General features: G+C 49.6%; 13 protein-coding genes. 6 read left to right on the top strand and 7 right to left on the bottom strand.

Annotated elements, in window-relative coordinates; all coding sequences use genetic code 11:
• The first annotated feature begins 45 nt into the window (after positions 1–45).
• From cdd to preA, 5 genes are all read left to right on the top strand, one after another.
• The gene (cdd, locus tag BGE37_RS03985) at positions 46–930 is read left to right on the top strand and encodes a cytidine deaminase (RefSeq protein WP_105287799.1); all 885 of its coding nucleotides are present in this window, start codon (positions 46–48) and stop codon (positions 928–930) included.
• A 189-nt stretch (positions 931–1,119) separates the two neighbouring features.
• Positions 1,120–1,839: an outer membrane permeability protein SanA gene (gene sanA, locus BGE37_RS03980; RefSeq protein ID WP_000920073.1), complete on the top strand. Its 720-nt coding sequence runs from the start codon at positions 1,120–1,122 to the stop codon at positions 1,837–1,839.
• A gap of 2 nt (positions 1,840–1,841) precedes the next feature.
• The gene (locus BGE37_RS03975) at positions 1,842–2,081 is read left to right on the top strand and encodes a DUF2542 family protein (RefSeq protein WP_105287798.1); all 240 of its coding nucleotides are present in this window, start codon (positions 1,842–1,844) and stop codon (positions 2,079–2,081) included.
• Positions 2,082–2,367: 286 nt separating this feature from the next.
• Positions 2,368–3,606, top strand: coding sequence for an NAD-dependent dihydropyrimidine dehydrogenase subunit PreT (gene preT / locus BGE37_RS03970; protein ID WP_105287797.1), 1,239 nt, complete (start codon positions 2,368–2,370; stop codon positions 3,604–3,606).
• Positions 3,600–4,835 (top strand): NAD-dependent dihydropyrimidine dehydrogenase subunit PreA, encoded by a 1,236-nt coding sequence (preA, locus tag BGE37_RS03965; protein WP_039020529.1) that lies wholly within the window; start codon positions 3,600–3,602, stop codon positions 4,833–4,835. The genes preT and preA overlap by 7 nt, the downstream gene beginning before the upstream one ends.
• Before the next feature lie 70 nt (positions 4,836–4,905).
• On the opposite strand, the gene mglC is transcribed toward preA, so the two are convergent.
• From mglC to folE, 6 genes are all read right to left on the bottom strand, one after another.
• A complete protein-coding gene (gene mglC, locus BGE37_RS03960) occupies positions 4,906–5,916 on the bottom strand; it encodes a galactose/methyl galactoside ABC transporter permease MglC (protein WP_105276872.1) in 1,011 nt (336 codons plus the stop codon).
• Between the two features lie 15 nt (positions 5,917–5,931).
• Positions 5,932–7,452, bottom strand: coding sequence for a galactose/methyl galactoside ABC transporter ATP-binding protein MglA (gene mglA / locus BGE37_RS03955; protein WP_000255032.1), 1,521 nt, complete (start codon positions 7,450–7,452; stop codon positions 5,932–5,934).
• Between the two features lie 60 nt (positions 7,453–7,512).
• Entirely contained in the window at positions 7,513–8,511 is a 999-nt protein-coding gene (gene mglB, locus BGE37_RS03950) for a galactose/glucose ABC transporter substrate-binding protein MglB (protein WP_001036980.1), read from the bottom strand.
• A gap of 279 nt (positions 8,512–8,790) precedes the next feature.
• On the bottom strand, positions 8,791–9,831 hold the full coding sequence (galS, locus tag BGE37_RS03945; RefSeq protein WP_000628667.1) for an HTH-type transcriptional regulator GalS: 1,041 nt from the start codon (positions 9,829–9,831) through the stop codon (positions 8,791–8,793).
• Between the two features lie 141 nt (positions 9,832–9,972).
• Positions 9,973–11,130: a DUF418 domain-containing protein YeiB gene (gene yeiB / locus BGE37_RS03935; RefSeq protein ID WP_105287796.1), complete on the bottom strand. Its 1,158-nt coding sequence runs from the start codon at positions 11,128–11,130 to the stop codon at positions 9,973–9,975.
• Positions 11,131–11,146: 16 nt separating this feature from the next.
• Positions 11,147–11,815 carry a GTP cyclohydrolase I FolE gene (gene folE / locus BGE37_RS03930; protein ID WP_001139613.1) on the bottom strand — a complete coding sequence of 223 codons (669 nt, stop codon included), beginning with the start codon at positions 11,813–11,815 and terminating at the stop codon, positions 11,147–11,149.
• A 257-nt stretch (positions 11,816–12,072) separates the two neighbouring features.
• Between folE and yeiG the strand changes: the two genes are divergently transcribed.
• Entirely contained in the window at positions 12,073–12,909 is an 837-nt protein-coding gene (yeiG, locus tag BGE37_RS03915; RefSeq protein ID WP_105287795.1) for an S-formylglutathione hydrolase, read from the top strand.
• Here the strand turns inward: yeiG and BGE37_RS03910 are convergent, their stop codons facing one another.
• Positions 12,910–13,299 (bottom strand): helix-turn-helix domain-containing protein, encoded by a 390-nt coding sequence (locus tag BGE37_RS03910; protein ID WP_001353094.1) that lies wholly within the window; start codon positions 13,297–13,299, stop codon positions 12,910–12,912. It abuts the gene before it with no gap.
• Position 13,300 lies beyond the last annotated feature (1 nt).

Here is a 13,300-nt window from a genome sequence, read left to right as displayed (position 1 = left end):
GGGTTCGTAAACTGTTATCCCATTACATGATTATGAGGCAACGCCATGCATCCACGTTTTCAAACCGCTTTTGCCCAACTTGCGGATAACTTGCAATCTGCACTGGAACCTATTCTGGCAGACAAGTACTTCCCCGCTTTGTTGACCGGGGAGCAAGTCTCATCGCTGAAGATCGCAACGGGGCTGGACGAAGACGCGCTGGCATTCGCACTACTCCCGCTGGCGGCGGCCTGTGCGCGTACGCCATTGTCGAATTTTAATGTTGGCGCAATTGCGCGCGGTGTGAGCGGAACCTGGTATTTCGGTGCCAATATGGAATTTATTGGTGCGACAATGCAGCAAACCGTTCATGCCGAACAAAGCGCGATCAGCCACGCCTGGTTGAGTGGTGAAAAAGCGCTCGCAGCCATCACCGTTAACTACACGCCTTGTGGTCACTGCCGTCAGTTTATGAATGAACTGAACAGCGGTCTGGATCTGCGTATTCACCTGCCGGGCCGCGAGGCACACGCGCTGCGTGACTATCTGCCGGATGCCTTTGGGCCGAAGGATCTGGAGATTAAAACGCTGCTGATGGACGAGCAGGATCACGGCTATGCGCTGACTGGTGATGCGCTTTCTCAGGCGGCGATTGCAGCGGCAAATCGTTCACACATGCCTTACAGTAAGTCGCCAAGCGGTGTAGCGCTGGAATGTAAAGACGGTCGTATTTTCAGCGGCAGCTACGCTGAAAACGCCGCATTTAACCCGACTCTACCACCGTTGCAGGGGGCGTTAATTTTGTTGAATCTCAAGGGTTATGATTACCCGGATATCCAGCGCGCGGTTCTGGCAGAAAAAGCCGATGCGCCGTTGATTCAGTGGGATGCCACCTCCGCAACGCTGAAAGCTCTCGGCTGTCACAGTATCGACCGCGTGCTTCTCGCTTAAGCCTGGTGCCGGATGTGGCGTGAACGCCTTATCCGGCCGCCTTCAGGTCTGACACACTGATAAACGTCGCATCATACTTGCCAGCCCTCTCCCGGTGTCGAAAATCCCGGCAAACAGTTTGCCGTTTCTTGCGCAAAACCAGCGGGTAAAGTAGCCTGATGGAAATTTTCCTTAGATCGAGTCTCCTGCATGTTAAAGCGCGTGTTCTACAGCCTGTTAGTCCTGATCGGCTTGCTGCTGTTGACTGTGCTCGGCCTCGATCGCTGGATGAGCTGGAAAACCGCGCCTTATATCTACGACGAATTGCAGGATCTCCCCTACCGTCAGGTCGGCGTGGTGCTCGGCACAGCAAAATATTATCGTACTGGCGTAATTAATCAGTATTATCGCTACCGTATTCAAGGAGCGATTAATGCCTATAACAGCGGCAAGGTAAATTATCTATTACTGAGCGGCGATAATGCTTTGCAAAGTTATAATGAGCCAAAGACCATGCGCAAAGATTTAATCGCCGCAGGTGTCGACCCATCAGATATTGTCCTCGATTACGCAGGCTTTCGTACGCTGGATTCCATCGTCCGTACACGCAAAGTTTTTGATACTAATGATTTCATTATTATCACCCAACGTTTCCACTGTGAGCGGGCATTATTTATAGCGCTACATATGGGGATTCAGGCCCAGTGTTATGCCGTACCGTCGCCAAAAGATATGCTGTCAGTACGTATTCGCGAATTTGCCGCCCGTTTCGGTGCGCTGGCTGACCTTTATATTTTTAAACGTGAACCGCGCTTTTTAGGGCCGCTTGTGCCTATTCCGGCTATGCACCAGGTGCCGGAAGATGCACAGGGGTATCCCGCCGTCACGCCCGAACAGTTACTTGAATTACAGAAGAAACAAGGAAAGTAGTTATGGATGTACAGCAGTTTTTTGTGGTTGCCGTTTTTTTCCTTATCCCGATATTTTGTTTTCGCGAAGCATGGAAAGGCTGGCGCGCAGGCGCGATTGATAAACGGGTTAAAAATGCACCGGAACCGGTGTATGTCTGGCGAGCAAAAAATCCCGGACTTTTCTTTGCTTATATAGTGGCATATAGTGGCTTCGGAATTTTATCTATTGGTATGATTATTTATCTTATTTTCTATCGTTAATATTGTCCCTCCCCTGTTAATTATTGAGAATAATTATTACTTCAGTCAATAAGCTGCGGATATAACATTCTGAACCGCAGCTATTTGTGAATTCTTTCACAGTTTAAATTTCCCCACACGCTTAGCCTTAATATCAGCAAGCAATATTTATGCTCTAAATAATTCGAGTTGCAGGAAGGCGACAAGTGACTGGGGTGAGCTAACGCAGACGCAGCACATGCAACTTGAAGTATGACGAGTATATTTAGCGTTCGCCTTAATTACTCATAGCATTAAGGAAGATCACATGCCGCAACAAAATTATCTGGATGAACTCACTCCGGCTTTTACGCCTTTACTGGCGATTAAAGAAGCCTCTCGCTGTTTATTATGTCACGACGCTCCCTGTAGTCAGGCTTGCCCGGCACAAACCGATCCGGGGAAATTTATACGCTCAATCTACTTTCGTAATTTTAAAGGCGCTGCCGAGACAATTCGCGAAAATAATGCCTTAGGTGCTGTATGCGCCAGAGTTTGCCCAACGGAGAAATTATGTCAAAGCGGTTGTACCCGTGCCGGTGTTGATGATCCCATTGATATCGGTCGCTTACAGCGTTTTATCACTGATTTTGAACAACAAACCGGGATGGAAATTTATCAGCCTGGTACTAAAACGCTCGGCAAAGTCGCCATTATTGGCGCAGGTCCTGCTGGATTGCAGGCCAGCGTGACGCTGACAAATATGGGGTACGACGTCACTATTTATGAAAAAGAAGCGCAACCCGGTGGCTGGCTGTGTAACGGTATTCCGCAATTTCGTTTGCCGCAAACCGTGCTGGATGCAGAGATCGCCCGTATCGAAAAAATGGGGGTGACCATTAAGTGCAATAACGAAATCGGTAAAGTACTCACCCTGGAGCAACTGAAAGCGGAAAACCGCGCAGTACTTGTCACCGTAGGGTTGTCGGGCGGTTCCGGGCTACCGCTGTTTGAGCATAGCGACGTTGAGATTGCCGTCGACTTCTTGCAACGTGCACGGCAGGCGCAGGGCGATATCAGCATTCCACAAAGCGCATTAATTATCGGCGGCGGTGATGTCGCGATGGACGTTGCCAGCACGCTGAAAGTTCTCGGCTGTCAGGCGGTAACCTGCGTAGCACGTGAAGAGTTAGATGAGTTTCCGGCAAGCGAAAAAGAGTTTGCCAGCGCCCGGGAGTTGGGCGTTTCGATCATCGATGGATTCACACCAGTGGCCGTGGAAGGCAATAAAGTCACGTTTAAGCATGTACGCTTACCGGGCGAACTGACGATGGCGGCAGATAAAATTATTCTCGCCGTCGGTCAGCATGCCAGACTGGATGCCTTTGCGGAGTTAGAGCCACAGCGTAACACCATCAAAACAAAAAATTACCAGACCCGCGACCCGCAAGTCTTTGCTGCTGGCGATATTGTTGAGGGTGACAAAACCGTGGTTTATGCCGTGAAAACCGGGAAAGAAGCCGCTGAGGCAATTCATCACTATTTAGAGGGAGCTTGCTCATGTTAACGAAAGATCTTTCGATTACCTTTTGCGGCGTGAAGTTTCCCAACCCGTTCTGCCTCTCTTCTTCGCCGGTAGGCAATTGCTATGAGATGTGCGCCAAAGCCTACGACACGGGCTGGGGTGGCGTGGTATTTAAAACGATCGGCTTTTTTATCGCCAACGAAGTCTCACCACGTTTTGATCATCTGGTGAAAGAAGATACCGGTTTTATCGGCTTCAAAAATATGGAGCAGATTGCCGAACATCCTCTGGAGGAGAATCTGGCCGCCCTGCGTCGGCTGAAAGAAGATTATCCGGACAAAGTATTGATAGCTTCGATCATGGGCGAAAATGAACAGCAGTGGGAGGATCTGGCGCGGCTAGTGCAAGAAGCTGGTGCGGATATGATCGAGTGTAACTTCTCCTGTCCGCAAATGACTTCTCATGCGATGGGTAGTGATGTCGGGCAAAGCCCGGAGCTGGTAGAAAAATATTGTCGGGCAGTGAAACGTGGTTCTACGCTGCCGATGCTGGCGAAGATGACGCCGAATATCGGTGATATGTGCGAAGTGGCGCTGGCTGCGAAGCGCGGCGGCGCAGATGGCATTGCGGCGATTAATACCGTTAAATCCATCACCAATATCGATCTTAATCAGAAAATTGGTATGCCGATCGTTAACGGTAAATCGAGTATTTCCGGATATTCCGGTAAAGCGGTAAAACCGATCGCCCTACGCTTTATTCAGCAAATGCGCACCCATCCAGAGCTGCGCGATTTCCCGATTAGCGGTATCGGCGGTATTGAAACCTGGGAAGATGCAGCAGAGTTTTTATTGCTCGGCGCAGCAACGTTACAGGTGACCACCGGCATTATGCAGTACGGGTATCGGATAGTGGAAGATATGGCAAGCGGGTTATCGCATTATCTCGCCGATCAGGGATTTGATTCGTTGCAGGAGATGGTAGGTCTGGCGAATCACAATATTGTCCCGGCGGAAGATTTAGACCGTAGCTATATCGTCTATCCCCATATCAATCTCGATAAATGTGTTGGCTGTGGACGCTGTTATATTTCCTGTTACGACGGCGGTCACCAGGCGATGGAATGGAGCGAGAAAACGCGCACACCGCATTGTAATACCGAGAAGTGCGTTGGTTGTCTGCTTTGTGGTCATGTTTGCCCGGTTGGTTGTATTGATCTCGGGGAAGTGAAGTTTAAGAAGGGAGAGAAAGAACACCCGGTAACGTTGTAGCACCAGCGTCGCATCCGGCATTTGGCACCGATTGCCGGATGCGGCGCATCCGGCAATACCCACATTCACATCACTTCTTACGCGCGTATTTCAGTGAATCCAGCGCCACGGCGAAGATAATAATCGCCCCTTTGATGATGTACTGCCAGTACGGGTTTACGCCGATGTACGTCAGGCCATAGTTGATAACGGTAAAGATAATTACCCCTGTCACTACACCAAGTACCGTCCCCACACCGCCGCTAAACGATACGCCGCCCACCACGCACGCTGCGATAGCATCCAGCTCATACATAAAGCCGAGGTTGTTGGTGGCAGAGCCGATACGTCCGGCTTCTAACATCCCGCCAAAGGCATAGAACACACCAGACAACGCGTAGATCATCAGCAGGTTCAGGCCAACGTTGACACCAGAAACTTTCGCCGCTTCCGGGTTACCGCCAATGGCAAAAATGTTCTTGCCGAAGCGGGTTTTGTTCCACAACACCCAGACGAATGCCACCGCAATCAACGCGTAGAAAGTGATGTAAGAGAGACGGAAGCTCCCCAGCGCAACAAAGCCCTGAGCAAAGGTAGAGAAGCCACTGTCAAAACCAGAAATTGGCGACGCCCCGACAAAGTCGTAATAGAGCGAGTTGATGCCGTAGACGATAATCATCGTGCCGAGCGTGGTAATGAATGGCGTCACGTTGAGATAAGCGATAATCAGGCCGTTGATCAAACCGATCACCGCACCAATGGCACAGACAATCAGAATTACCAGCGCAATCGGCATCGTCGCCATTTCCGGGAATACTTTGTTAGCGTTATCCATGGACTGCAATAACGTCGCTGCCACCACGGCTGCCAGCCCTACCTGACGTCCCGCAGAAAGGTCGGTCCCCTGGGTGACAATTAATCCTGCCACACCAAGCGCGATAATAATACGCACCGATGACTGGGTGAGAATATTACTTAAGTTCAACAGACTTAAAAAAGTTGGGTCCTGGAAAATAATAATCGCCAGCAAAACTAAAAGAACGACGTAAATACCGCCCTCTTTCAGGTAAGTAAGAAAACTTTTCTTATTTAACGCACTCATGGGAGGCCCCTAATCTTAAAGGTGCAAAGACGCAAGACGCAGAATTTCGTTTTGCGTTGTTGTTTTTGTATCGACAATTCCGGAAACGAGACCATTGCTCATGACCAGAATACGGTCTGTTATCCCTAACAACTCTGGCATTTCGGAGGAAATAATAATAATCCCCTTGCCTTTCTTCGCCAGTTCGGCAATTAACTGATAAATTTCAAACTTCGCTCCGACATCAATACCGCGCGTTGGTTCATCGAGCATTAATATTTCTGGTTGCGTAAGCAGCCAGCGCCCAATAATTACCTTTTGCTGATTACCGCCGGAGAGTGAACCAATTTGCGTACGATGTCCCGGCGTTTTTACCCGCATCGAATCAATTACCCACTGGGTATCGCTTTTCATCCGCGAGTTATCCAGCAAGCCAACTTTATTTTTGTAGTTGCGGATATTGGAAATTAACGAGTTAAAGCCAATATCCAGATAGGCATAAATTCCCGTTGAGCGGCGCTCTTCAGTTACCAGTGCAAATCCGTGGTTTATGGCTTCGTTAGCGTTATGGTTATTGATCTTTTTGCCGTGCAACGTAATGGTGCCAGCCGATTTCTCGCGAATACCAAATAACGTCTCAACAATATCGGTACGTTTCGCCCCCACCAGACCGGCAATACCGAGGATCTCCCCTTTATGCAGATCAAACGAGACATCGCGAATCGACGGCTGGCGCAGCGACGTCAGATTACGCACTTCCAGAATCACTTCGCCCGGCTTGTTTTCTTTGTCAGGGAAACGCTGGTTAAGAGAGCGTCCAACCATCATGGCGATGATCTTGTCCATCGTTAGCCCTGCCAGCGGTTCGGTAGCGATCCACTGACCGTCGCGCAATACGGTGACTTCATCACATAACTGGAAGATTTCTTCCATTTTATGCGAGATATAAACAATACCGCAGCCGCGCTCTTTTAATTTACGAATAATAGTGAAAAGATGATTGACCTCTTTTTCAGTTAACGAAGATGTCGGTTCATCCATAATCACAATTTTCGCGTTATAGGAAAACGCTTTGGCGATTTCGATCATCTGCATTTGCGAAACGGATAATGTGCCGACGCGCGCACGCGGATCGATATCAATATCCAGCTCATCAAAAATCGCTTTGGTTTCGCGGTACATTTTGTCCTGATCGACAAACATGCCTTTGGTGGGATACCGCCCCAGCCACATGTTGTCCATCACCGAACGTTGCAATACCAGGTTTAATTCCTGGTGTACCATCGAAATACCATTTTCCAGTGCTTCTTTGGCAGAATGGAAATCGATCTCTTTACCCTGGAACAAAATGGTGCCGGAGTCTTTTTGATAAATACCAAACAGGCATTTTAATAATGTTGATTTTCCTGCGCCGTTTTCCCCCATTAATGCATGGATAGAATGTGGCCGGACTTTTAAATTAACGTTATCAAGTGCCTTAACACCCGGAAAAGACTTGTTGATACCGCTCATTTCCAACAAGTATTCCCCGGAAGACGGAGTCGTTGAGCTGACCATATAATTTTACCTTGTTGGCCATACAATAAGGGCGCAGTAAATGACTGCGCCCAATCAGTCTTATTTCTTGCTGAATTCAGCCAGGTTGTCTTTATCTACGCCAACATAAGGTACGCGGACCACTTTGTTGTCGATTTTCCAGTTGGTACCATCAGCCGCACCTTTGCCATCGGCCAGGTTTTTCGCCAGATCAAAAGTCGCTTTCGCCTGGTTGTTAGCGTCGTTCAATACGGTGCCCGCCAGTGCACCGGATTTCACCAGTGCCAGAGCTTCTGGCAGCGCATCGACACCAAACACTGGAATGCTGGACTTGTTGTGTGCTTTCAGTGCTTCTACTGCGCCCATTGCCATCGCATCGTTGTTGGCGATAACCACTTCGATTTTGTTGGCGTTCGGGCCAGACAGCCAGGCGTCCATCTTATCTTTCGCCTGAGCGGTATCCCACATAGCGGTATCTAACTGTAACTGTTCAGTTTTGATGCCTTTGTCGTTCAGCTCTTTAATCACGTAAGTGGTGCGTGCTTCTGCATCCGGATGGCCCGGTTCACCTTTCAGCAGTACGAATTGAATCTGACCGTCTTTGTTGAGATCCCAATCCTGGTTTGCCGCCCAATGCTTAGCAATCAAATCGCCCTGAATAATGCCGGACTCTTTGGAGTCAGTGCCGACATAGTAGGCTTTATCGTAGCTATCCAGCGCCTTACGAGACGGTTCTTTGTTGAAGAAAACCACCGGCACGTTTTGCCCGCGCGCTTTCTCAATCACCGTACCCGCAGCTGCCGGGTCAACCAGGTTGATCGCCAGTGCCTTCACCCCTTTCGCCAGCAATACGTCGATCTGATCGTTCTGCTTGGACTGGTCATTCTGAGAATCATTCATCAGCAGCTGAACATCTGGCGCGGCTTTCGCATCTTGTTCGATAGCCTTGCGCACAACAGACATAAAGTTATCGTCGTACTTATAGATTGTTACACCAATACGGGTATCAGCAGCGTGTGCAGTGGCACCGAATAACATACTGGCCATTACAGCAGACAGGGTTAACACCTTCTTATTCATGGTATCTCCGGTTTTTCTTATGCAGGGTAGTGCTTGAGATAAATGCTCGGCGGGGCAGTAGAGTTAATGAAGTGTTACTGAACGCCGAAGCTCACTTTTTAAAATTCGTTCTTCCATGCCCGGTAACGCTCCAGAAAACGGCTTTAATTGTTGTTATGACGCTATTACCTCGGTGAAAGTGATTATTCACTGTTACATACGGGTTACAACGTTAAAACGGTGCAATCATAGCTATCGCATTGTTAAGATACTGTGAAATCACTCACAGATTGAAAGCGGTTACATCGACTGATTTGTTGAGTTAGTGATCGCCGCCGCATTCTGGCGTGTTGCGACAGAATGTCGACGCACTAACGTCGGCATAAAACAGTGGCTGGCGTGAGGATCAATGTTGCCTGCTGCCCCTTGTAAGGCCAGTTCGGTAGCTAATTTTGCCATCGAAGCAATAGGATAACGCACGGTCGTTAATTGTGGGTCGGTGTAACGAGCGATGGGAATATCATCGAAACCGATGATTGAGAGATGTAACGGAATCGCAATACCATTATCTTTTAATGCCGTCAGTGCGCCAGCGGCCATATTGTCGTTGTATGCAAATACAGCGGTAAGTTGTAGATTGCGCCCCAGCAGTTCAACCATCGCCGCCTCACCGCCTGGCATGTCCGGGGTGCCAGTGCCAATCCAGCTTTCCGACGGAATAATATCCTGCTCTTTCAACGCACTCATCCAGCCTGCTTTGCGCATGGCATCATCTTCAATACCGTGGCTGGAAGAAAGATAACCAATACGTTGATGACCATTATTGAGCAACATGCGCGTGGCCATTCGGGCACCACTGAGATTATCCAGGCAAACGCAACGATGGGCGTAACCTGGCACAACGCGGTTGATTAACACCATACCGGGGATGTTATCCATAAACTGCGCTAATTCATCATCGCTTAACGCTTTTGAATGAACAATCAACGCGTTACAACGCTGGCGAATTAACACCTCAATGGCATGACGCTCTTTTTCCGCTTCATGATAGCTATTACCTATTAGCACATATTTCTGGTGCTGCTGGGCGACGAGATCCACCGCTTTTACCAGCGCGCCGAAAAACGCATCAGAAACGTCCATTACCACCACGCCAATGGTATCGCTAACCTGAGTTGCCAGCGCCTGGGCATTGGCGTTTGGCCGATAATCCAGCTCGCTCACTGCTTTCATTACTGCTTCACGCGTGTCGGCACTGACCAGCGTGCTGTTATTGAGCACCCGGGAAACCGTTGCCACAGAGACGCCAGCCTGACGCGCTACATCACGAATGGTGATCATATTCACTACCTGTTATGAGATTGCAGTAAATGCCTGCTTGCTGGCGGCTATTTTGTCAGCACTGAATTCAGGACTTCGTGAATCGAGTCACAGCAATGGAAACGGTTACAACCATTTTGTTAATGAATGTGATCCAGATCGTTATCTTGATGTTTTAGATAATGCAGGTCCGGCAGCACGTAAAGTTAACTGACGCCAGAGCCATTCCACCGGCCCCTGGCGGAAGTAACGCAGCCAGATAACAGAGAAGAGGATATTCGCCAGCCATACCGGAATAACAAACGCCAGCAGCTCCAGGCGGTCAAAATGCATAAACAAACCGAGGTGGTAAAAAAGCGTGGTACAAATCAGCGTTTGCAATAGATAGTTGGTCAGCGCCATCCGTCCGACGCAGGTGATTGCCAGAACCAGCTTAAAGCGGCTTAATTGCGGCCAGAAGCCATAAAATAGCGACGCATAGCCAATCGCCTGAAACGGCGCACTCAGTTCCCGCGGCATCTGAAGTAAAAAGGCGCACCAGCGATAGGCCCAGTCCAGCCGCCATTGCAGGGCGATGGCAGGAAGGTTAATGATCACCCCAATCGCCATCAGCACAAAACCAGTACGACGATAGTGACGTAAGCTGAACTGCCCTTTCAGCCAGCCGCTGCGCATCAGCGCCGCACCAATGAGCATCATCCCTGCCAGTTGCCAGCCATACTGTGCGCCCAGTGCCAGTAAACTGTTGCCAACACCATCGGCACGATTACTGATCGCTTCAACGCCGCCGTGAAGCTTCCAGTATTTTTCATACAAAATAGCCGATGCATCCGGCGTCCAGGCGCGGCTGGTCTGGCTGTCGGAAATCAGCCCCAATAACAGCAAAACGCCAAGCCCCACCAGATAAAGCATGACGCCTGTATTAAACAGGCTTTTTACCGATGGCGCATCGCGCACCAGCCGCCAGCAGATTAAGCCCACCAGCCCGTAAGCCAGCAGAATATCGCCGTCCCAGAACAATAAACCGTGAATAAAGCCCAGCAAGACTAACAGCGTTAACCGCGACTGGATCCAGCGTCTGCCACGGGGCAGCAACATTTGCAGGCCAGCACCAAACAGCAGCGCAAAAAGCGTGAGGAATTTCACCTGGCCGATGAGATCGAGAAATGCCCAGGTCCATGCATCCTGCGGCGTAATAGTGCCGTACCAGGCGGGATTGAGATAAGCCGCCTTTGGTAGCCCAAAGGCGCTGATGTTTAATAGCAGGATCCCCAGAATGGCGACGCCGCGAACAAAATCGAGCGTGACGTTGCGCTCCATGGTTCCTGCCTTTTAATCAGTTGTGATGACGCACAGCGCGCAGAAATTCGTGGCGCGTATTCTGACTGGATTTGAACAATCCACCAAGAGAGGTCGTTGTCGTGGCACTGGTTGCATCGCGGATGCCACGCGCCTTCACGCAGTAATGTACCGCATCGATAGAGACAGCCACGTTATTGGTGCCCAGCAGCGTTTGTAGCGCAATGAGAATTTGCTGCGTCAGACGTTCCTGCACCTGCGGACGCTGGGCAAAGAACTGCACGATACGGTTAATTTTTGACAGACCGATCACCGAATCTTTCGGGATATAAGCCACCGTCGCTTTGCCATCGATGGTAACAAAATGGTGTTCACAGGTACTGGTCAGGGTGATATCGCGCACGGTGACCATTTCATCAACCTTCATTTTGTTTTCAATGAGGGTGATTTTCGGGAAATTGGCGTAATCCAGACCGGAGAAAATTTCATCGACATACATTTTAGCGATGCGATGCGGCGTTTCCATCAAACTGTCATCAGCCAGGTCGAGATTCAGCAGCTGCATGATTTCGGTCATATGACCAGCAATAAGGCTTTTGCGCGTTTCGTTATCCATTTCATGCACGGGCGGGCGCAGCGGTGTTTCCAGTCCTCGCGCAACTAACGCTTCATGAACCAGGGCCGCTTCTTTACTGAGTGATGGCATTTATGATTTCTCCTGCAGGTGTGACGCCTCCGCCCTGCGTGGGGGCAAAGTTATTAAGCTGATTTACAGCCTGATTATTGTGCGTGAGGCGGCGCACATAATCCAGTATTCACAGCGATAATTATTGTAATTGCCGCTGCCTTTCATCAGCAGATGTTAAAACATCGTTATGTATATACGGAAGTGAAAGTTACTCACAGCACATTGAATAAACGGTATGATGAAGAAATTGCAAACAACACAACAAGGAGCCACGCATGGAAATGCTCGAAGAGCACCGCTGTTTTGAAGGCTGGCAACAACGCTGGCGGCACGACTCCAGTACCTTAAATTGCCCGATGACGTTCAGCATCTTTCTTCCACCGCCTCGCGATCACACCCCGCCGCCGGTGCTGTACTGGCTCTCCGGATTAACCTGCAATGACGAGAACTTCACCTCCAAAGCGGGGGCCCAACGCGTAGCGGCGGAACTGGGGATTGTACTGGTGATGCCAGACACCAGTCCGCGCGGCGAACAAGTAGCCAACGACGACGGCTACGATTTAGGTCAGGGCGCGGGGTTTTATCTCAACGCAACACAAAAACCGTGGGCGACGCATTACAGGATGTACGATTATCTGCGCGATGAATTACCGACTCTCATTCAATCGCAATTTAACGTCAGCGATCGCTGCGCTATTAGCGGTCATTCCATGGGTGGTCACGGCGCATTGATTATGGCGCTGAAAAATCCTGGCAAATACACCAGTGTTTCCGCCTTTGCGCCGATTGTGAATCCGTGCAGCGTCCCGTGGGGAATAAAAGCGTTTAGCACTTATCTGGGTGAGGATAAAAATGACTGGATGGAATGGGACAGTTGCGCGCTGATGTATGCGAGTAATGCGCAGGATGCGATCCCGACACTGATTGATCAGGGCGATAATGATCAGTTTCTTGCCGACCAGCTACAACCCGCAGTGCTGGCAGAAGCCGCGCGTCAAAAAGCGTGGCCGATGACGCTGCGTATTCAGCCGGGATATGATCACAGTTACTACTTTATTGCCTCTTTTATAGAGGATCATCTGCGCTTCCATGCGCAGTATTTACAGAAATAATCACCAGCAGAGGGTATTTTCCAGCGCCGTACTAAAATTATGGTCATCTGCGTGCGGGGCTGGAGACTTCTGGTTTAAATCTGTCAGTTGCTGGCGTACCTGTAGTCGCCCTGCCCCTTCGCCGCTGGAACTATTTTCGTTGAAATTACGCATTTCTGCTTCGAACAATATGGCATCGAGATTTTGCAATTTATTCAGCGCGCGCAGAAGAGAAATGAGAGTATCAAGATTTAAACTTCCCCCCTTTTCAATCCGCTTGACCGTTGCTATGCCCACCAATGCACGCTCGGCTAACTGCTGTTGGGTCAATGATAATGAGATACGCGTTTCTTTAATGCGAGCGCACAGTGATAAAATAATTTCGTTGTTATTCATCGTATTATATTTCATC

Origin of the sequence: Escherichia sp. MOD1-EC6300, assembly GCF_002965045.1 — a bacterium.
In the GTDB taxonomy this organism is placed as follows: domain Bacteria; phylum Pseudomonadota; class Gammaproteobacteria; order Enterobacterales; family Enterobacteriaceae; genus Escherichia; species Escherichia coli_F.
This window is presented reverse-complemented; position numbering and strand designations above follow the sequence as displayed.